Raw genomic sequence first — 20,273 nt, 5'->3', positions numbered from 1 at the left:
TATCCACAAGCCGGCGATGCGCGGGATGCGACGGGGCCGCGGCCGCATAATGGCCTCATGCCCGATGCCTCCTCGCTGCGTATGCTCACGCCCGCTCAGGTCGCGGAGATGCTGCAGCTGGACGTCGACGAGGTCGTCGCCCTCATCCTCGACGGCCGGTTGCGCGGCGCGCGGCTGGGCAGCCCGGGGACGTGGCGCATCGAGGCGGACAGTGTCGAGGACTACTTGGACGACCAAGCCGAGGATGCGCGTCTGCACGCTCTCTGGCGGGAGTCGAACGCCGCGAGCTTCCCCGAACTGTGGGGACGCGGCCGCCGCGGCGGCGAGTGACGATTCGGCGAGCGCCGCTCGCTCACGCGAGCGCGGTCGGAGACTCCAACCGGACCTCCGTCACCGCCGACAGCGGAAGGATCCGGTAGCCGGTCACGAGGTCGGCGCGCCGGGGTGAGCCGCGGTCGTGCAGCGCGACATCGAGGTGGTCGGATGCCGCGCGGTCGATCGTGCCGCTGTACTCCCGCCCGTCCCTGGCGTGCAACGTCACCGGCACACGGCGCCGCGCGAGGTCGCGCAGGAGGAAACCGAGCGTCATGCGTTCGCGCAGTCGCCCCGGCTCACTGCCGCGCGCGCTGCGCAGGAGATCGGCGTGCGTCGTCCCGACCGCCGCCACCGCCGACAGCGGGACGATGAGCGCGCCCCTCGCGCCCCCGTCCTCCACGGCGAGCCAGTCCGGGCCGACCGCGACCAGGGATCCCGTCACGGCGACTCCGCTCACGAGATCCACGACGATCGCGGCCTCGGCTGCACCGACGAGGGCGTGAAGCCGCTCGAACAGCGACAGGCGGGCGAGCCGCAGCCGTTCGGCCTCGGTGTCCAGCGCCGCACGCTCCGCCTCCCATTCGGAGTCGAGTTGGTCTTCGAGGTCCTCGAAGAATCGATCCCAGCGCACGGGGGCGACAGTAGACGACCGCACCGACCCACGACCGCCTTTGTCCACAGGTTGGAGTATTCTCATCCACCCGCTCGTCGGGCTGTGCTGTACTCGTGCCGTTCATCGACCCGTAGACACCTGTCGCCCGAGAGGAACCGACATGGCCCTCACTGCCACCGAAGACAGCCGCATACCGCGTTCGGGGAGCGCGCTCGAGGTCGCCGAGTACTTCGCCCCTCAGCGCACCTCGTCGGAGGACCTTCCCGACCCCCTCCCGCTCGTGAAGAACCTCACGATCGGCGTCCTCGAGGTGCTGGCGGGTGTCCGCGACGTCGACCAACTCGCGCGGTGGCTGGGCGAGGACGCCTATCGCGTGCTCGTGACGCGGGCGAACCTCTCGGCCCGGGCGCGCAGCGCTCGCGGCGTCGCCGCCGTCCGGCCGGCGCACCGCATCCTGACCGAGCGCACGTGCGAACCGGCGGACGGCGTGCTCGAAGCCGTCGTCGTGATCGGCGGGCCGATCCGTACGCGGGCCGTCGCGATGCGGCTGGAGGGGTGGGACGGACGCTGGCGCGCGACCTCACTCGCCCTGCTCTGACCTCCGCGCCGCCTACTGCGTGTACGACGCCAGGAAGTTGCCCAAGCGCTCGATCGCCTCGGTCAGCACACGGGCCTCGGGCAGCGTGACGATGCGGAAGTGATCCGGCGTCGGCCAGTTGAAGCCCGTCCCCTGCACGAGCAGCACATGCTCGGCGACGAGGAAGTCGTAGACGAACTTGGCGTCGTCGTGGATGTCGTGGACCTCGGGATCGAGCCGCGGGAACGCGTAGAGGGCACCCTGCGGCTTGACGCACGTGACCCCCGGGATCGCCGTGAGGCCGGCCCAGGCGGCATCCCGCTGCTCGTGGAGACGCCCCGTCGGCGCGATCAGCGCGTCGATGGACTGCACACCGGACAGGGCGGCCTGCACCGCGAACTGTGCCGGGACGTTGGGGCACAGTCGCGTCGAGGCGAGCAGCTGGATGCCCTCGAGGAATCCCGCCGCGTGCTTCTTGGGGCCGGTGATGACCATCCAGCCGGAGCGGTACCCGGCCACGCGGTACGTCTTGGACAGACCGTTGTAGGTCAGGCAGAGCAGGTCCGGCGCGAGCGTGGCCAACGGGATGTGCTGAGCATCGTCGAAGAGGATGCGGTCGTAGATCTCGTCCGAGAGCAGCAGCAGCTCGTGCTCCCGCGCGATCTCGACGATCCCCTGCAGCACCTCGCGCGTATAGACCGCACCGGTGGGGTTGTTCGGATTGATGACCACGATCGCCTTGGTCCGCGCGGTCACCTTGGCGCGGATGTCCTCGAGATCCGGCTGCCATCCGTTCTCGCTGTCGGCGAGGTAATGGACGGGTGTGCCGCCGGCGAGGCTCGTCATCGCGGTCCACAAGGGGTAGTCCGGCGCGGGGATGAGCACCTCGTCGCCCTCGTCGAGCAGCGCCTGCATCGTCATGGTGATGAGCTCGGACACGCCGTTGCCGAGGTACACGTCGTCGGGGTCGAACTTCGGGAACCCGGGCTCCTCCTCGTAGCGCGAGACGATCGCCCGTCGCGCGGACATGATGCCGCGGGAGTCGGAATAGCCGTGGGCCTGAGGCACGGCCTCGATCATGTCGCGCACGATCTGGAAGGGAGCCTCGAAGCCGAAGATCGCGGGATTCCCGGTGTTGAGCTTGAGGATCGTGTGACCCTCGTCCTGCAGCCGGTCGGCCTCGACCAGGGCGGCCCCGCGGATCTCGTAAAGGACGTCCTTGAGCTTGGATGACTGGTCGAGGGTACGCGGGGTCATCGGTTCAGGATATCGGGGACCCGACGGGGCCAATGGCGGGTGCGTGGCCCGCACCGCCCCGTCGGTCCGCCATCACTTCTTCTTGCCGGACGCCCGCCGCTGCGCGCGGTTGCCCGCCTCCGCCGGAGCCTGCACCTGCTGGCCGAAAGCGCCGCGCGGGGCGTCCGCGGGAGCCTCCTGCTCGGCTTCGCGCTGACGGGCCTTGCTGGTCGCGGCCTGCTGGACCTGGCCGCGCTCGTTGCGGACCTCGACCTCGCCGGCGTCGTTCGGCGCGGTGTACTGCAGCTTCTGCGCGTCGATCTCCGGAGCCGCGAGCCCCTTCGCCTCGATGTCGCCGCCCTCGGTCTGACGCACTTCGACCTCGAGGTTGAAGAGGAACCCGACGGACTCCTCCTTGATCTGGGCCATCATCGACTGGAACATCTGGTACCCCTCGCGCTGGTACTCGATGAGCGGGTCGCGCTGGGCCATGGCACGCAGACCGATGCCGTCCTTCAGGTAGTCCATCTCGTAGAGGTGGTCGCGCCAGCGGCGGTCGAGCACCTGCAGCACGACGCGGCGCTCGAGCTCGCGCATCGCAGGGGACCCGAGCTTCTCCTCGCGGTTGCGATAGGCGATCTTGGCGTCCGAGAGCAGCTCCCGCTTGAGGAGCTCAGGGGTGACCTTGCCCTTGCTGCCGCTCTCGGCGACGACCTCGTCGATCGTCACGCCGACGGGGTACAGGGTGCCGAGCTCCGCCCACATCGCGTCGAAGTCCCAGCTCTCGTTGTGACCGGAGCCAGTGTGCTCGTCGATGATCGCGCCGATGGTGTCCTCGAGGAAGTGCTCGATGCGCTCCGACAGGTCGTCGCCCTCGAGCATGTGACGGCGGTCGGCGTAGATGGCCTCGCGCTGACGGTTGAGGACATCGTCGTACTTGAGGACGTTCTTGCGGATCTCGGCGTTGCGGGCCTCGACCTGCGACTGCGCGCTCTTGATCGCCCGCGAGACCATCGTGGACTCGATCGCCACGTCGTCGGGGAAGTTGGTGCGGGCGAGGATGGCCTCGGCGGCCCCCGACTGGAACAGCCGCATGAGGTCGTCCGTCAGCGACAGGTAGAAGCGGCTCTCACCGGGGTCGCCCTGACGTCCCGATCGACCGCGGAGCTGGTTGTCGATACGGCGCGACTCGTGGCGCTCGGTGCCCAGGACGTACAGCCCGCCGGCCTCGACGACGCGATCGGCCTCCTCCTGCACCTTCTCCTTGACGGCCGCGTAGACCTCCTCCCACGCCGCCTCGTACTCCTCCGGCGTCTCGACGGGATCGAGGCCCTTCGCCTTCATCTCCGACACGGCGAGGAACTCGGCGTTGCCGCCGAGCATGATGTCGGTGCCTCGACCGGCCATGTTGGTCGCGACCGTCACCGCGCCGTGGCGACCGGCGCGGGCGACGATCTCGGCCTCGCGCGCGTGGTTCTTGGCGTTGAGGACCTCGTGCTTGATGCCCTTCTTGGCGAGCAGACGCGAGAGGTACTCGCTCTTCTCGACGCTGACCGTTCCGACGAGGACCGGCTGGCCGGAGGCGTGGCGCTCGGCGATGTCCTCCACGACCTGCGCGAACTTGGCCTGCTCGTTCTTGTAGACGAGGTCGGACTGGTCCTTGCGGATCATCGGCTTGTTGGTCGGGATCGGGATGACGCCGAGCTTGTACGTCGACATGAACTCGGCCGCCTCGGTCTCGGCGGTACCGGTCATGCCGGACAGCTTCTCGTAGAGCCGGAAGTAGTTCTGCAGGGTCACGGTGGCGAGGGTCTGGTTCTCGGCCTTGACCGCGACACCCTCCTTCGCCTCGATCGCCTGGTGGATGCCCTCGTTGTACCGGCGCCCCACGAGGATGCGGCCGGTGTGCTCGTCGACGATCATCACCTCGCCGTTCATCACGACGTAGTCGGTGTCGCGCTTGAAGAGCGCGAGCGCCTTGATCGAGTTGTTGAGGAACGAGATGAGCGGGGTGTTCGCCGACTCGTAGAGGTTGTCGATGCCGAGATAGTCCTCGACCTTCTCGATCCCCGGCTCGAGGACGCCGATCGTGCGCTTCTTCTCGTCCACCTCGAAGTCGACGCCGGCTTCGAGGGTGCGGGCGATCTTCGCGAACTCCGTGAACCAGCGGTTCGCCTCGCCCGACGAGGGGCCGGAGATGATGAGCGGGGTCCGCGCCTCGTCGATGAGGATCGAGTCCACCTCGTCGACGATGCAGTAGAAGTGGCCGCGCTGGACGAGGTCCTCACGACGCCAGGCCATGTTGTCGCGCAGGTAGTCGAAGCCGAACTCGTTGTTCGTGCCGTAGGTGATGTCGGCTTCGTACTGCTGGCGGCGCACCTCGGGGTTCTGCCCCGAGACGACGGTGCCGGTGGTCATGCCGAGGGCACGGAAGACGCGGCCCATCAGTTCGGACTGGTACGAGGCGAGGAAGTCGTTGACCGTGATGACGTGGACGCCCTTGCCCGCGATGGCGTTCAGGTACGCCGGCAGCGCAGCGGTCAGGGTCTTGCCTTCACCGGTCTTCATCTCGGCGATGTTGCCGAGGTGGAGGGCGGCGCCACCCATGACCTGCACGTCGTAGGGGCGCTGTCCCAGCGTGCGGCTCGCAGCCTCGCGCACGGCCGCGAAGGCCTCGGGCATGAGCTTGTCCAGGCTCTCACCCGCCTCGTAGCGGGCACGCAGTTCGGCGGTCTCGCCGCGCAGTTCCTCGTCGGTGAGGTGCGCATAGTCCTCTTCGAGGGCCGACACGGCCTTCACGACCTGCTGCAGCCTGCGCAGGATGCGGCCTTCACCGGCACGAAGCAGTTTCTCGAGGGGGTTCGCCACGGAGGATCTCCATCTGTCGATTCGCCACCCCGACGTGCGATGTCGGGATGCCGGTGCGCGGGACGCGCAGACATACACCGCCATGTTATCCGCCTGTGACCTACGAGGTTGCTGGGCGCATCACACCTCTCCCCCGCGCCGGGACCGGCAACATCCCTCGGCCCGTAAGATCGGCCCATGGCCGGTTTCTGGGGAAGACGCAAGCGCGAAGACGCGGAGATCGAGGCACAGGACGCCGAGCTCAACCGCAAGGCGGGAGCCGCCCTCGTCTCGGCCGATGAGCGCATCCGCGTCACCGACGACGAACTCGCCTACGCCGAGATCGAGCTCGGGCGGGAGGCGACGAAGGATCTGCGTGACGCTGTCGCGGCCGTGCGCCAGCACCTCGGCGAGGCATTCCAGCTGCATCAGCTGAACCACGACGAGATCCCCGACACCCCGGAGGAGCTGCGCACACGGAACGCGCGAATCGTCCAGCTGTGCGAATGGGCCGAGGACCTCCTCGACGATCGCACCGAGTCGCTGGCCGAGGCGATCGCCCGCGCGCGGCGGGCTCCGGAGATCATCGCCGGCATCCGCACGGATGTGGCGCGCCTCCGGGAGCGTCTGCCCGCGCTGAACGCGAGCCTCGAGCGACTCTCCACGCGGTACTCGGATGCCGCGATGCGAACGGTCCTGGGCAACGCGGCCGAGGCGGCGCAGCTGCTCGACTTCGCCGAGCACAGCGCGGAGGTCTCGGAGCGACGGCGCGACAGCGGGCAGCGGGAACAGGCGAACCTGGCGCTCGAGACCGCGATCGAGGCCGCCCGCCGCGCCGGCACCCTCGTCGAAGCCGTCGACACGTTCGAGATCGAGGCGCTGCGGGCCGAGTCCACGCTCGCGGCGATCGTGGACGATTCCCGAGACGACCTCATCGTCGCCCAGCCGTTGCTCGGCACGCCGGCCGTCGCCGCAGCCGCGGCCGACCTCGAGGCTGCTCTGACCTCGCTCACGCCCGCCGGGAGCAAGCCCGACCCCTTCGCCGAACTCACCCGTCTGCGCGCCGCGAACGCCGCGCTCGACACCGCCGTCGCGAAGGCCCAGGAGCGCGCGGCGCGTCCGGTGCCCTCCGAGGAGCACGTCCGCCACACGATCGACGACGCGGACCGCCAGATCGGTGTGGCGCGGAGCGTCATCTCGGGCCACCGCGGCTGGATCGGAGCGGACGCCCGGACCCGACTGGCCGAGGCCGAGCGCCTGCGCGGCGACCTCCTGCGCTTCTCGGGTCCGATCGACGAGGACGACCGCGACGAGGCGATGGGCATGGCCCGCCGGGCAGCGCACCTCGCCGGCGAGGCCCTCCAGCTCGCTCAGCGGGACATCGACTCGTCGCGCCCGAACGACTGGGGAAACGGCGGCTACGGCGGTCGCGGGATGGGCGGCGGGATGGGTGGCGGCAGTCTGGCCGGCGGACTGCTCGGCGGCCTCGTCATCGGCGGCCTGCTCGACGGCATGTTCGACTGATGGCCGCGCTCGACGACGCGCTCGCCCTGTCGCAGACGTGGGAGGTGCCGCACGCCTCGGCGGTCACGGTCACGGCCGACGGCACGGCTGCGGCATCCGCCGGTGATCAGGATCGCGTCTACCGACTCGCGTCCGTGACGAAACTGCTGAGTGCGTACGCGACGCTCGTCGCCGTCGAGGAAGGCGCGCTCTCCCTCGACCAGCCCGCGGGTCCACCCGGGGCGACCGTCGCGCATCTGCTGGCGCACACCGCGGGATACGACTTCTCGACTTCGACGATCCGCGCCACCCCCGGGGAGCGGCGCCTCTACTCGAACACCGGGTTCGAAGTACTGGCCGATCTGCTCGAATCCGAGACGGGCATCTCCTTCGACGCGTACGCGCACGAGGCGGTTTTCGCCCCTCTCGGCATGACGGCCACGACCGTCGGCGGCTCCGCTGCGGCCGGGGGTTCGTCGTCGTGCCGCGACCTCGCCCGCTTCGCCGCGGAGTTGCAGCGGCCGCGCCTGCTCGATCCCGAGACCCTGGCGACGGCGACGGGTGTGGCGTTCCCCGGCCTGCGCGGTGTCCTTCCCGGATTCGGCCTGCAGCAGCAGAACGACTGGGGACTGGGGCTCGAGGTGCGCGGCACGAAGAGTCCGCACTGGACCGGTGCGGCCAACTCCCCGGAGACCTTCGGTCACTTCGGCCAGTCCGGGACCTTCCTCTGGGTCGATCCCCGGGCACACGTCGCGCTCGTCGCCCTCACCGACCGGCCCTTCGGCGACTGGGCGGCGCAGGCGTGGCCGCCCTTCAGCGACGCCGTGCTCGCCGCCCTCTGAACCGGTCCCCCGGCACGACGAAGGGCGGATGCCGTGCGGCATCCGCCCTTCGCGTGAGCGCGGGTCGCGTCAGGAGACGAGCTCCGCGGGTGCCGCGGTGGTCGTCAGCGAGATGACGCCGTAGTCCCACCCCTTGCGGCGGTAGACGACGCTCGGCTGGTCGGTGCGCGCGTCGATGAAGAGGAAGAAGTCGTGGCCGACGAGCTCCATGCGGTCGACGGCATCCTCCACCGTCATCCATTCGGGATCGAAACGCTTGGTACGGATGACGACGGGGGTGTAGTCATCCTCATCCTCGGCGCCCGTGATGACAGGCACCTCGCCGGTCGCGACGGCACGGATGACGTCGACGGATGCGGGCTGGACGTCGATGCCCTGGAGGGTGCCCGTGCCCTTCTCGAGCTTGGCGCCGCGCGGGTGGTTGCGCAGGTCGACCCGCTTCTCCTTCGCGCGACGGATCTGTTCGGCGAGCTTGGTCATCGCGAGATCGAGTGCGGCGAACTTGTCGCTGTCCACCGCCTCGGCGCGGACGACGGGCCCCTTGCCGGTGAGCGTGACCTCGACGGTCTCGTCCTCGCGTCCGCCGTTGTGGTAGGTGCGATGCGTCACCTTGACGTCGAGCCGCTGGGCTCGAGGGGCAAGGTGCTCGACTCGGGCGGACTTCTCTTCGACGACTGTGCGGAAACGATCGCTGACGCTCACGCCCACACCGACGATGTTGATCTCCATCCCTGACCTCCTTGTTCCGGTCCACCCGGTCAAGGGCGGACCTCGGTTCGCCTTGTGTCCCCCCACCGTAGTGCTGCTCCCCGTGTGTGTCACGACCCGATCACGATGAATCCTCTGAGCGATGCCGGCGCGGCGTCGCGGCGACCGTGACGGCGCCGCGCACCGTCATCCCCGCAGCCCGGAGGGCGCGCGCCGCTTCTTCGAGGGTGGCCCCGGTCGTCACGACGTCGTCGACGAGGACGACGGGGAGATCCCCCGATCGACGGAGCATGCGAGGTCGCACCGCCAACGCCCCGGCGAGGTTCGCGGCCCGCTCCTCTTTGTGAAGCGTCCGCTGGTCGGCGGTGCGGCGGGTCACCCGCAGCAGCGGATGAGGTCGCCACCCGGCCAGCCGGCACACGAGCTCGACGGGCGCGTACCCCCGGCGGCGAAGCGACGCCCGGCTCGCGGGCACCGGGACGGGGACGGCGTCGACCCCGACCGGCCATGCCGCCGCCAGCGCGGCCGCGAGCGGACGGGCGAGCGGGGTGCGCCCGTCCTCCTTGAAGGCGCGAAGTACCCGCGCGGCCTCCCCCTCGAAGCAGAGAGCGCTCCGGACCTCGAGTCCGCTCGGCAGCCGTCGCACCGTCGGCGCCGGGATCAGGCTCCGGCGGCAGGACTCGCACAGGTCGCTGTCCGGCACGTCGCACCCGGCGCAGGACACCGGGAAGACGACGGCGAGCGCGTCCAGGACCGCGCGGTGCAGGGATGCGGAAAGGGCGGGGGGAAGCGGCATCCGGTCAGTGTGCGCGCCCGAGCCGTCGACGGCGCACTCCCCGGCCGGTTCGGGGCCCCCGCACGACAGCAGAGGAGTGTGGAGGAGGACTCAGCCGGGGAGACCCTGCTGCACGGCGAGCGCGGTCACCTCGGAGGCGATGACCTGCCACGAGCCACGTTGGACGTACAGACTGCCGTCGGAGGTCAGCAGTCGGACGCTGCCGCTCTGGTTGCCGGCGGCGATCGCGACGACCTCGTCGGGAGCGCGGACCTCGCTCCCCTGTCCGCCGATCGTCTGCTCGCGCACGACGCGCTGATCGCCGTCCACGAAGACGAGGGCCAAGGTCGCCCCGTCGATCCAGGCGAGGTCGACCCCGCGCCCCCCGAGATTCGCCACCGGCAGCGGCTCGCCGAGCGAGACCGGCACCTGATTCTCGTCACGGACGATTCCTGCCACCCACACCGCCCAGCGGCCCCCGCTGCGCACGAGCGCCGCCAGCCGTGCGCCGTCGCGCGAGAGCCGCATTGCGCTCACCTCGCTCGCCCCCACCCATCCGGAGGGGATCGTCTGAGCGCTGCCGTCGGGACCGTAGGCGACGACTTCCTCGGGCTGATCCCGGGGCACCGTCCAGATGTAGCCGTCGGTGTCGATCGACGGCTTGGTCATCTTCTGCCGGGTGTCCAGCTCGGTGGGTTCACCGCCCGCCTCGACCCGCAGGATGGCACCCGCCGCCGTCCGCACCGCTGCGGTCGTCCGCGCGGCATCCGTCTCGATGGCCCGCGCGTCGACGCTCTGCAACGAGCCCCCGAGGCCGTCGACGACGTCGATGTCGTTCCCGGACAGGAAGCCGAACCGACCGTCCTGCAGGACCAGCGGCCGGGCATCGACCGCGGTCGACCGGGTGGGGGCGGCGGTCACGTCCAACGGCTCGTCCCCGACGAGCATCTGCACATCGAGGATGCCGGCGTCGGCGAGACTCGCGTCGAGCTGGGTCTTCATGCGAGCGATGGTGTCGCGACCGAGGTCGCGGATCGCCGGGTCGAAGGAGATCCGCGCGACGCCCGCTTCGACGGGCACCGCCGGCTGGGCGAGCCCCACCTCACCGGTGAACGCCGAGCGCACCGATTCCGTCAGCCAGGGACTGGGGGTGCCCGAGACGAGCGCGGCCGTGATCCGGGTGGCGGGGTTGGTCGACGGGAACCACCGCACGTCGGGAATCACGGTGTCCCAGCCGCGGTCGAAGTAGGCGAGGTCGTAACTCTGGAAGACCGAGGCGAAGCGGTTGGCGTCGAGGACGATGCCGTCGGGTGCCTGCGAGATGCGCCACTGGCCGTCCTCCTGGGCAAGCGAGAAGGTGAACGGGATGCGGCCCTCATCGGTCGGCTCGTATGCTCCTGTCGCGTCGACACGGGCGACCGGATCCACCGTGAAGATGATCTCGTTCTCGGACGGCGACTCGATCGAGCTCTCACCGGGACGATAGACGGTGACGTTCGCCTGCGGCTGCCACTGCTGCCGGAACTGCGTCGTCAGGAACTCCTGTGCGACCTCCCAATTGCCGCGCGGACCCGAGCCCGCCGCGATGAAACCTTCCACGATCTGCTGCGGTGTGGCATCCCTCACCGGCCCGTCGGGGACGTACGAGAAGTCGGGCGGACCTTCGACCTCGTCGATCGCCTTGCCGACGTGCACCGGTCCGCCCAGAGGCAGCCCGGCGCAGGCCGAAAAGGTCACGGCCAGCAGGATCGCGACGGCGGTCCCGAGAACGCGGCGCGCGGTCATGTCGTCTCCTCCCGAGGCGGCAGCGAGATGGGCTGAGTGAGGCCGAGGTCGCCGAGGGCGGCGTCGTCGCGAGGATCGAGGTCGATGGGCGACGTCCCCGAGAGTTGCTCGCCCGCCTGACGGGGCAGAGTGAGTACGAAGTGGCTGCCGCCGCCGAGCTCGGACCAGACCTCGAGCGTGCCGCCGTGCAGACGTGCGTCGCCGAGGGCGATCGAGAGCCCGAGTCCGGTTCCCCCGATCGTGCGCCGCCGGGACGGATCGGCACGCCAGAACCGGTCGAACACGCGTTCCGCGTCGGCCGCGCCCATCCCCAGGCCGAAGTCGCGGACACCGAGCGCCACGGCGCGCTGGTCGCTGTCGACGGTCACCACGATGGGGCGGCCCTCACCGTGTTCGATGGCGTTGCCGAGGAGGTTGCGGACGATCCGGCGGATACGACGCGGATCCATGTCGACCGGCGAGTAGCCGCCGGGCGCGACGAGACGCACGTCGCTGCCGTGCTGCTCGGCGAGCTGCGCCATCGACTCGATGACGTCCTCCGCCAGGTGCGCGAGGCTCGTCGGCTCCAGCTCCAGCTGCACCGAGCCGGCGTCGTACCTGCTGATCTCCAGCAGATCGGCGAGCAGCACCTCGAACCGCTGCACCTGAGCGTGAAGGAGCTCCGCGGCGCGTGAGGTCGAGGGGTCGAACTCGTCACGCTGATCGTTGATCATGTCGGAGGCGAGGCGGATCGTCGTCAGGGGGGTGCGCAGCTCGTGGGAGACATCCGACACGAAACGCTGCTGCACGAGGGAGAGCTCGGCGAGCTCCTTGATCTGCCCTTCGATGCTGTCGGCCATCGCATTGAACGAGCGTCCGAGCGTCGCGAACTCGTCCTCGCCGCGCACCGGCAGACGGACGCCGAGATCCCCCGCGGCGAGTTTCGCGCTGGTCTCGGCCGCCTGTGCGATGGGGACGGTCACCGAGCGGAGCACGAACAGCGAGATCCCGCCGATCAGGACGAGCAGCGCCAGACCGACGACCCACAGGGTCACCTGTACGAACTGCAGCGTCTGCGCCTCGGAACCGAGGTCGTAGGCGAAGTACACCTCGTAGGCGCCCGCCTCGGGGAGGACCAGCTGCTGGCCGACGATGATGCCGGGGGTCTCTCCCCCGTCGCCCTCGGGCAGTCCGATGGACTGCCACCACTGCCGATCCCCGGTCAGACGGACGCTCTCACGCAGTTCGGGCGAGATCATCGCCTCTTCGAGGCCGCCCGCCTCGAAGTTCTGCGGCGCGATCGCCGAGGGCTCGTCGTCGATACGGAAGACCGCGAGCATGGACGTCCCCGCCTGACGCGACAGGATCTCGCGCCGCACCTCGTCCATCAGCACCTGCAGGGCGACCTCGTCGCTGTCGACGACGGCCGCGTCGAACGTGCTCTGCGCGGCCTGCGTGGCGCGCTGAGCGGCATCCTGCACCTGCTCGGCTCGCGACTCGTAGAGGTCGGTGAGGATCGCGAGGGACATCCAGACGAGCGCGACGAGGATCGTGAGGGCGGTCAGGGTCAGCGTCACCGACAGGGTGCGGAAGCGCAGCGAGCGGCGCCAGGCGAACTGCACACGTCGCTGCCACGACCGCCAGTCGCGCCATGCCGGGACGACGGTGTGCGTGCCGGTCCGGGCGGTCACCGACACGAGGGGAGGCTCCGGATCGTCACACCGCGGCGCCGGCGCGGTAGCCCACACCGCGCACGGTCGTCACGATCTGCGGGTTGTCGGGGTCGCGCTCGACCTTCGCCCGCAGGCGCTGGACGTGGACGTTGACCAGCCGGGTGTCGGCCTTGTAGTGGTAGCCCCAGACCTGCTCGAGCAGCATCTCGCGGGTGAACACCTGCTGCGGCTTCGAGGCGAGGGCGACGAGCAACTCGAACTCGAGCGGGGTGAGAGCGATCGCGGCGTCCCCGCGGCGCACCTCGTGGGCGGCGACGTCGACGGTCAGGTCGCCGATGCGCAGGCTCTCGGAGCGCGCCTCGGTCGTGGGCCGCAGACGCGTCTTGATGCGGGCGACGAGCTCTTTGGGGTTGAAGGGCTTCACGATGTAGTCGTCGGCGCCGGACTCGAGTCCGCGGACGACATCGGCAGTGTCGGTGCGGGCCGTCAGCATGATGATCGGCACACCGGACTCGGCACGCACCCGCGTGCAGACCTCGATCCCGTCCATCCCCGGGAGCATGAGGTCGAGCAGGATGAGGTCGGGCCGCTCCTCCCGCCAGGCATCCACGGCGGCGTCACCGTCGGCGCAGAAGGCGACGTCGAAGCCTTCGGTGCGCAGCACGATGCCGATCATCTCTGCCAGAGCGGTGTCGTCGTCGACAACCAGGATGCGCGATGTCATAGGGCCGATGTCGTCCTTCAGGGTCAGCGGATGCCGGTGCTCCGCCCACGGGTGAGTCCACAGTAACCGAACCGTGACCTGCCCGGCAGAACGGCGCACGGCCCGCCCCCGGAGGGACGGGCCGTGCCACCGGCGTGCAGGGTCAGGCGTGGAGGTCGAACCGATCGAGCTCGGTGACCTTGGTCCACGCGGCGACGAAGTCGCGGACGAACTTCTCCGACGCGTCGTCCGAGGCGTAGACCTCGGCGATGGCCCGCAGCTCCGAGTTCGCGCTGAAGACGAGGTCGACGCGGGTGCCGATGCCGATCTCGCCGCCGTCCGCCGTCGTTCCGCGGAACGCGTGCGATCCGGGGTCGAGCGGCTTCCAGGTGGCGCCGAGGTCCAGCAGCTTCACGAACACGTCGTTCGTGAGCACGCCGGGCCGGTCGGTGAACACACCGTAGGACGAGCCGTCCCAGGTGGCGCCGAGAGCACGGAGGCCGCCGACGAGGACGGTCGTCTCCGGAGCGCTGAGCGTCAGCAGGTTCGCCTTGTCGATCAGGTGGTGCTCGGCGGGGAGGAACGCGTTCGGCCCGTAGTAGTTGCGGAAACCGTCGGCCGCCGGCTCGAGGTAACCGAACGAGAGCTCGTCGGTCTGCTCCTGCGACGCGTCGGTGCGGCCCGGGTGGAAGGGCACGGTGACCTCGACTCCGGCATCCTTCGCGGCCTTCTCGACGCCGGCGTTGCCCGCCAGCACGATGAGGTCGGCGAGGGAGACCTTCGTGCCGTCCTGTTGCTCGGCGTCGAACGCGGCCTTCACGCCCTCGAGGGCGGTGAGGACGGTCTGCAGCTGGGCGGGGTTGTTGACCTCCCAGTCCTTCTGGGGCGCGAGGCGGATGCGGGCGCCGTTGACGCCGCCGCGCTTGTCGCTGCCGCGGAAGGTGGATGCCGCGGCCCAGGTCGTCGACACGAGCTGCGAAACGGTGAGGCCGGTCGCGAGGATGCGCTCCTTGAGGTCGGCGGCCGCGGCCTCGTCGATCAGGGGGTGATCCACTGCCGGCACCGGGTCCTGCCAGATGAGCTCCTCCTGCGGCACCTCGGGGCCGAGGTAGCGGGCGACGGGACCCATGTCGCGGTGCGTCAGCTTGAACCAGGCGCGGGCGAACGCGTCGCCGAAGGCGACCGGGTCGTCCTTGAACCGACGCGAGACCGCGTCGTAGGCCGGGTCGGTGCGGAGGGCGAGGTCGCTGGTGAGCATGCGGGGCTCGCGGCGGCCGTCGGAGTGCGCGAGGGGCACCATGTCGGCGCCGGCGCCGTTCGTCGGACGCCACTGGTGACCGCCGCCGGGGCTGCGCATGAGCTCCCAGTCGTAGGCGTAGAGGATGTGGAAGAACTCGTTGTCCCAGCGGGTCGGGTGGTAGGTCCAGGTGACCTCGAGACCCGATGTGATGGTGTCGTCGCCCTTGCCGGTGCCGTGGTTGTTTTTCCAACCGAGGCCCTGCTGCTCGATGCCGGCAGCCTCGGGGTTCGCCTCGACGTTCGTGTCGGGGGCGGCGCCGTGGGTCTTGCCGAAGGTGTGGCCGCCCGCGATGAGGGCGACGGTCTCCTCGTCGTCCATGCCCATGCGACCGAAGGTCTCGCGGATGTCGCGCGCCGACTTCATCGGGTCGGGCTCGCCGTTCGGGCCCTCGGGGTTCACGTAGATGAGCCCCATCTGGACGGCCGCGAGCGGCTTCTCGAGGTTGCGGTCGCCGGTGTAGCGCTCGTCGGCGAGCCACGTGGTCTCGGGACCCCAGTACACGTCGTCGTCCGGCTCCCACACGTCGGGACGGCCGCCGCCGAAGCCGAAGGTCTCGAATCCCATCGTCTCGAGCGCGACGTTGCCCGCGAGGATCATGAGGTCGCCCCAGGAGAGCGACTGGCCGTACTTCTTCTTGACGGGCCACAGGAGGCGGCGGGCCTTGTCGAGGTTGACGTTGTCGGGCCAGCTGTTCAGCGGCGCGAAGCGCTGCTGGCCGGTGCCGCCGCCGCCGCGACCGTCGGTCGCGCGGTAGGTGCCGGCGGAGTGCCACGCCATGCGGATCATGAGGGGGCCGTAGTTGCCGAAGTCGGCGGGCCACCAGTCCTGGGAGGTCGTCAGCACCTCGGCGATGTCCGACTTCACCGCGGCGAGATCGAGGCTCTCGAAGGCCGCCTTGTAGTCGAAGTCCTCGCCGACGGGGTTGCCGACCGAAGGATTCTTCTTGAGGATGCGCAGGTTCAGCTGGTTCGGCCACCAGACCTGGTTCGCAGACCCGACCGTGGGGTGGGGCTGGGCGCCGTGGTTCTCGCGGTCCGCACCGGGCGCACCGTGGAAGACCGGGCATCCGTCGGCCTCGTTGGACCGCGGGCGGTCCTCGCCGTCCGCGCGCTCGTCGACGGGGGTGTCGATGGGGGTGACGGCCTGGTCGACGTCGGTGGCCTCGGCGCCGAGGGGTTCGGCCTGGGGGTCACGGTCGCTCATGGTGATCCTTCCGTTCGGGGGTGTGGGAGAGGGCAAGCTCAGGCGGCAGCCTCTGCAGCACAGGTGCCGCAGAGGCCCCAATAGGTGACCTCGGCGACCGCGATGCGGAAGCCGTGGTGGTCGGACGGGTGCAGACACGGCGCGGCGCCGACGGCGCACTCGACGTCCTCGACGCGACCGCACGACGTGCAGACGAGATGGTGGTGGTTGTCGTCGACGCGCAGCTCGAAGAGCATCGGCTGCCCGGCGGGCTCGATCCGGCGGACGAGCGACGCGTCGACGAAGTCGTTCAACGCGTTGTACACGGACTGCCGACTGGATTTGGGCAACCCGCCCGCCACCTCGGCGTACACCGCCTCGGCGCTGGCGTGCGGATGCGCGGCGAGCGCGGCGAAAACCGCCAGTCGCGACTCCGTCACCCGCAATCCCGCGTCGCGCAGGGCGGCGGCGGGGTCGGTCACGGGATCGGTCATGCCGTCAGCTTAGACGTTGTTTTGATCCAGTCAAAAAAACGCCGGTGCCGGGCGTGTTGCGTCAGTAGCGGTAGTGATCGAGCTTGTACGGCCCGTCGACCGGGACTCCGATGTACGCCGCCTGCTCCTCGCTGAGCCGCGTCAGCTGCACCCCCAGCGCGGGCAGGTGCAGGCGCGCGACCTTCTCGTCGAGCGCCTTCGGCAGCACGTAGACGCCCGTCGGATACTCCTCGAGCTTGGTGTAGAGCTCGATCTGCGCGAGCACCTGGTTCGTGAACGAGGCGCTCATGACGAACGACGGGTGCCCCGTCGCGTTGCCGAGGTTCAGCAGTCGACCCTCGGACAGGACCAGGATGCTGCGTCCGTTCGGCAGGCGGTACTCGTGCACCTGCGGCTTGATCTCGATCTTCTCGACCCCCGGCAGCGACTCGAGCGCTGCCATGTCGATCTCGTCGTCGAAGTGACCCACGTTGCCGACGATCGCGAGGTGCTTCAGCGAGAGCAGGTGGTCCACGGTCACGACGCGGGTGTTGCCGGTGCCCGTGATGACGATGTCGACCTGGTCCGCGACGTCCTCGAGCCGGGCGACCTGGTAGCCGTCCATCGCGGCCTGGAGGGCGCAGATCGGGTCGACCTCGCTCACGATCACGCGCGCCCCCTGACCGCGCAGCGCCTCGGCCGCCCCTTTGCCGACGTCGCCGTACCCGACGACGAACGCGACCTTGCCGCCGATGAGCACATCGGTGGCCCGGTTGATGCCGTCGGGAAGGGAGTGTCGGATGCCGTACTTGTTGTCGAACTTGGACTTCGTGACCGAGTCGTTGACGTTGATCCCGGGGAACAGGAGCTTCCCGGCGGCGTGGAGCTCGTACAGGCGGTGCACGCCGGTGGTGGTCTCCTCCGTCACGCCGAGGAGGCCCGCGGCGATGCGCGTGAAGCGCTGCGGGTCGCGGGCGATCGAACGACGCAGCGTCTCGAGCACGATGCGGTACTCGGCGGAGTCGGTGGGACCAGCGTCCGGAACGGCCCCCGCCGCTTCGAACTCGGCGCCCTTGTGGACGAGGAGCGTCGCGTCGCCACCGTCGTCGAGGATGAGGTTCGGCCCGTCGAAGCCCTCTTCGGACCAGTCGAAGATCCGGTCGGCGAGCTCCCAGTACTGCTCCAGGGTCTCGCCCTTGAAGGCGAAGACGGGGACACCGGCGGGTTCGGCGACGGAGCCGGCGGGGCCCACGACGACGGCCGCGGCAGCCTCATCCTGCGTCGAGAAGATGTTGCAGCTGGCCCAGCGCACCTGCGCGCCGAGCGCGACGAGCGTCTCGATCAGCACCGCGGTCTGCACCGTCATGTGCAGCGAGCCCGCGATGCGCGCGCCGGCGAGGGGCTGCGACGGACCGTACTCCTCGCGGAGAGCCATGAGACCGGGCATCTCGTTCTCGGCGAGGCGGATCTGGTGGCGGCCGGCATCGGCGAGCGCGAGGTCGGCGACGACGTGTTCGATGGTCTTCACGGGAGTGGGCACGCGCCCATTCTCCCACGCGGACTCAGACGCGGAGGGTCTCGTGACGCACGACGACCCAGCCCTTGGGGACCGACATGCGGCTCGTGTGGATGGCGCACAGGTCGTGCGCGTGCGGGTCATCGCCGGCGCCCAGTGGGCCGAGGACCGCCATCTGGTCGCCGTAGTCGTACGTGAGGGTCGTCACGGCCTCGCGGGCGCAGCCCACCTTGGAGCAGAGTCTGTCGAGCATCCCGTCCACGGTATCGGCCGCCCCCTGCGCGGGACGGATGCCGCGCCGGGGTCAGCGCACCCCGCGCGCCGTGAGCGCGTCGCCCAGGTCGTCCGCGTGCCTCAGGGCCAGCACCAGGAAGGGGACGACGAACACCCGGATGCCGCGGGCTCCCCGCGCCTGCTGCGCGCTGCGGACCTCGCGCGCGAGGCGCGCCAGCGTGGGCACCGTCCCGAGGGCGACGACGAGCAGCAGGGCGGCGCGGGCGGCATCCACCCCCAGGGGCCGGAGCGGGCGCAGTGCACGCTCGACGACATCCAGGAGCAGGGCGACGGGTGTCGTCGCCGCCAGCAGGCCCGCGAGCGAGACGGCGGCGACGATCCGGATCGTGCCGACGAGCGCCGCCTCGACGCCCAGGAAGATGCATGGGATGCCGAAGGCCACCACGACGAGCCAGCGGAGCGCCCACACCTGCTGTCCGAGCGCCCGCAGGCCGACCCCCGGCACCGCGTAGCACGCGAGACAGACGACGCCGGAGATCGCCGCCGCCGGCCAGACGGTGGGGAGCAGGGAGACGGCCAGGGTCAGGACGAGGAGCACCGCGGTCTTCGGGCCCGCCGGCATAAGGTGCCACGGTCCCCTGCCGGGGCGATACGCGGTCAGCACCGCCAGCTCGCCGCATGGGCGGCCACCACGCCCTCGGCCTCCCCCACATCGGCGATGCGGCCGTCGTGGACCCGCACGGCGACGTCGCAGCGGGCGGCGAGATCGAGGTCGTGCGTCACGACGAGAAGACGATGCCCGGTGTCGGCGAGCAGATGCGCGGCGACGGCGTGCGCGTTGCGGCCGTCGAGGAACGCGGTCGGTTCATCCGCGACGACGAGGTCCGGCGCACGGACGAAAGCACCGCACAGGGCGAGGAGCTGCTTCTGCCCACCCGAGAGCTCGTACGCGGGACGGTCCGCCAGCGCGGTCAGGCCGAACCGGTCGAGGGCGGTGGCGACGCGGCTGTCGCGCTCTGCGCGCGGCAGCCGATCCGCGCGCAACGAGAAGGCGACGTCCTCGGCGACGGTCGGCATGATGATCTGGGCGTCGGGATTGCTGAAGACGACGGCGACGCGGCGGCGGAGAGCCGCAGCATCCGTCACCGCATCCAACCCCAGGACCTCGACGCGCCCCGTCGAGGGGCGGACGAGTCCGCCGATGAGACGGGCAAGGGTCGACTTGCCCGAGCCGTTGTCGCCGATGACGGCGACCGTCCGCGCGTCGAGTGCCAGATCGACGGCTCGCAGCACGTCGACGTCGGCCAGTCTCACCGAGACCCCGGTGAGACGCAGGAGGGTCGTCACCGGACCGGAGCCGCTTCTCGCGGCGCGGCCGCACGCGGCGCCCATGTGCGACGGAAGGCGCGTGGGTACCCCCTGACGAGCGCGCCGACCACGGCGGTGGCGATGGCGGCCTTCGCGAGATCGCCGGGGACGAACGCAAGGTTCGAGAGGAGGGCCTGGTCGGCGCCGATGCGCATGACGAGGCTCTGGATCGGGATGCCGCAGGCGTAGACCACGACCACTCCGCCGATCACGACGCCCAGGAGAGTGCGCCACCAGACCGGTCGACGTCCGCCCAGGTGGACGATGAGTCCGATCACCACGACACCCACGAGCCAACCCAGGAGATACCCGGCGGTGGGCCCCACGAAGACACCCGCTCCGCCGCGGCCGCCGGCCAGCAGCGGCAGGCCGACGGCCACGAGGACGAGCAGCGTGCCGACCGAGACCGCGCCGACGAGCGGGCCGAGGATCGCGCCGGCGAGCATGACCCCCAGCGTCTGGGCGGTGATCGGGACGCCGCCGAAGACGGAGAACGACCCGGGCAGGCCGAGGATCGCGATCACACCGACGAAGACGGCGGCGCGGGCGAGATCGGTCGTGTCCAGGCGCGGGGTGCGCGCGGGCGTCGACGGGGTCATGTCATCCTCCTGAACGGCGTTCACGTGAACACTGTTCAGGTAGGG

General features: G+C 70.2%; 19 protein-coding genes. 4 read left to right on the top strand and 15 right to left on the bottom strand.

Translation table 11 applies throughout. The features are described from left to right. Positions 1 to 81: 81 nt before the first annotated feature. Positions 82 to 330, top strand: coding sequence for a helix-turn-helix domain-containing protein (locus tag ACIGEP_RS01060; protein WP_396660985.1), 249 nt, complete (start codon positions 82 to 84; stop codon positions 328 to 330). A gap of 22 nt (positions 331 to 352) precedes the next feature. Here ACIGEP_RS01060 and ACIGEP_RS01055 read toward each other — a convergent pair whose 3' ends face one another. Next, entirely contained in the window at positions 353 to 946 is a 594-nt protein-coding gene (locus ACIGEP_RS01055) for a hypothetical protein (protein WP_396659784.1), read from the bottom strand. 142 nt (positions 947 to 1,088) lie between these two features. Between ACIGEP_RS01055 and ACIGEP_RS01050 the strand changes: the two genes are divergently transcribed. Continuing rightward, positions 1,089 to 1,526, top strand: a complete 438-nt coding sequence (locus tag ACIGEP_RS01050; RefSeq protein ID WP_396659783.1) for an Rv3235 family protein — start codon at positions 1,089 to 1,091, stop codon at positions 1,524 to 1,526. A 12-nt stretch (positions 1,527 to 1,538) separates the two neighbouring features. On the opposite strand, the gene ACIGEP_RS01045 is transcribed toward ACIGEP_RS01050, so the two are convergent. Together ACIGEP_RS01045 and secA are read right to left on the bottom strand one after the other, a co-directional pair. Beyond that, positions 1,539 to 2,762 (bottom strand): pyridoxal phosphate-dependent aminotransferase, encoded by a 1,224-nt coding sequence (locus ACIGEP_RS01045; protein WP_396659782.1) that lies wholly within the window; start codon positions 2,760 to 2,762, stop codon positions 1,539 to 1,541. A gap of 72 nt (positions 2,763 to 2,834) precedes the next feature. Further along, a complete protein-coding gene (secA, locus tag ACIGEP_RS01040; RefSeq protein ID WP_396659781.1) occupies positions 2,835 to 5,609 on the bottom strand; it encodes a preprotein translocase subunit SecA in 2,775 nt (924 codons plus the stop codon). A gap of 177 nt (positions 5,610 to 5,786) precedes the next feature. Here secA and ACIGEP_RS01035 point away from each other — a divergent pair, with 177 nt between their 5' ends. Both ACIGEP_RS01035 and ACIGEP_RS01030 read left to right on the top strand, forming a co-directional pair. After that, the gene (locus ACIGEP_RS01035; protein WP_396659780.1) at positions 5,787 to 7,112 is read left to right on the top strand and encodes a hypothetical protein; all 1,326 of its coding nucleotides are present in this window, start codon (positions 5,787 to 5,789) and stop codon (positions 7,110 to 7,112) included. Then, positions 7,112 to 7,933: a serine hydrolase domain-containing protein gene (locus ACIGEP_RS01030; RefSeq protein ID WP_396659779.1), complete on the top strand. Its 822-nt coding sequence runs from the start codon at positions 7,112 to 7,114 to the stop codon at positions 7,931 to 7,933. Before ACIGEP_RS01035 ends, ACIGEP_RS01030 begins: the two co-directional genes overlap by 1 nt. Positions 7,934 to 8,002: 69 nt before the next feature. Here the strand turns inward: ACIGEP_RS01030 and hpf are convergent, their stop codons facing one another. The 12 genes from hpf to ACIGEP_RS00970 all read right to left on the bottom strand — a co-directional run bounded on the left by hpf (position 8,003) and on the right by ACIGEP_RS00970 (position 20,228). Next, a complete protein-coding gene (gene hpf / locus ACIGEP_RS01025) occupies positions 8,003 to 8,662 on the bottom strand; it encodes a ribosome hibernation-promoting factor, HPF/YfiA family (RefSeq protein WP_396659778.1) in 660 nt (219 codons plus the stop codon). A 100-nt stretch (positions 8,663 to 8,762) separates the two neighbouring features. Then, positions 8,763 to 9,437, bottom strand: coding sequence for a ComF family protein (locus ACIGEP_RS01020; RefSeq protein WP_396659777.1), 675 nt, complete (start codon positions 9,435 to 9,437; stop codon positions 8,763 to 8,765). A 90-nt stretch (positions 9,438 to 9,527) separates the two neighbouring features. Further along, the gene (locus ACIGEP_RS01015; RefSeq protein WP_396659776.1) at positions 9,528 to 11,201 is read right to left on the bottom strand and encodes an LpqB family beta-propeller domain-containing protein; all 1,674 of its coding nucleotides are present in this window, start codon (positions 11,199 to 11,201) and stop codon (positions 9,528 to 9,530) included. Further along, positions 11,198 to 12,877 (bottom strand): MtrAB system histidine kinase MtrB, encoded by a 1,680-nt coding sequence (gene mtrB / locus ACIGEP_RS01010; RefSeq protein ID WP_396659775.1) that lies wholly within the window; start codon positions 12,875 to 12,877, stop codon positions 11,198 to 11,200. The genes ACIGEP_RS01015 and mtrB overlap by 4 nt, the downstream gene beginning before the upstream one ends. A 19-nt stretch (positions 12,878 to 12,896) precedes the next feature. Beyond that, positions 12,897 to 13,577, bottom strand: a complete 681-nt coding sequence (mtrA, locus tag ACIGEP_RS01005; protein ID WP_396659773.1) for an MtrAB system response regulator MtrA — start codon at positions 13,575 to 13,577, stop codon at positions 12,897 to 12,899. A 142-nt stretch (positions 13,578 to 13,719) separates the two neighbouring features. Continuing rightward, positions 13,720 to 16,059 (bottom strand): catalase/peroxidase HPI, encoded by a 2,340-nt coding sequence (gene katG / locus ACIGEP_RS01000; RefSeq protein WP_396659772.1) that lies wholly within the window; start codon positions 16,057 to 16,059, stop codon positions 13,720 to 13,722. 38 nt (positions 16,060 to 16,097) lie between these two features. Beyond that, complete coding sequence (locus tag ACIGEP_RS00995; RefSeq protein ID WP_396659771.1) at positions 16,098 to 16,532, bottom strand: Fur family transcriptional regulator; 435 nt, start codon at positions 16,530 to 16,532, stop codon at positions 16,098 to 16,100. A 61-nt stretch (positions 16,533 to 16,593) separates the two neighbouring features. After that, a complete protein-coding gene (gene ahcY / locus ACIGEP_RS00990; RefSeq protein ID WP_396659770.1) occupies positions 16,594 to 18,051 on the bottom strand; it encodes an adenosylhomocysteinase in 1,458 nt (485 codons plus the stop codon). Positions 18,052 to 18,073: 22 nt separating this feature from the next. After that, positions 18,074 to 18,280: a DUF3499 family protein gene (locus tag ACIGEP_RS00985; protein ID WP_396659769.1), complete on the bottom strand. Its 207-nt coding sequence runs from the start codon at positions 18,278 to 18,280 to the stop codon at positions 18,074 to 18,076. 51 nt (positions 18,281 to 18,331) lie between these two features. Beyond that, positions 18,332 to 18,925, bottom strand: coding sequence for an energy-coupling factor transporter transmembrane component T family protein (locus ACIGEP_RS00980; protein ID WP_396659768.1), 594 nt, complete (start codon positions 18,923 to 18,925; stop codon positions 18,332 to 18,334). Continuing rightward, positions 18,919 to 19,608 (bottom strand): energy-coupling factor ABC transporter ATP-binding protein, encoded by a 690-nt coding sequence (locus ACIGEP_RS00975; RefSeq protein ID WP_396659767.1) that lies wholly within the window; start codon positions 19,606 to 19,608, stop codon positions 18,919 to 18,921. The genes ACIGEP_RS00980 and ACIGEP_RS00975 overlap by 7 nt, the downstream gene beginning before the upstream one ends. After that, complete coding sequence (locus tag ACIGEP_RS00970; RefSeq protein ID WP_396659766.1) at positions 19,605 to 20,228, bottom strand: biotin transporter BioY; 624 nt, start codon at positions 20,226 to 20,228, stop codon at positions 19,605 to 19,607. Before ACIGEP_RS00970 ends, ACIGEP_RS00975 begins: the two co-directional genes overlap by 4 nt. Between the last annotated feature and the right edge of the window lie 45 nt (positions 20,229 to 20,273).

This window comes from Microbacterium sp. NPDC077663, assembly GCF_044542795.1.
In the GTDB taxonomy this organism is placed as follows: Bacteria; Actinomycetota; Actinomycetes; order Actinomycetales; family Microbacteriaceae; genus Microbacterium.
This window is presented reverse-complemented; position numbering and strand designations above follow the sequence as displayed.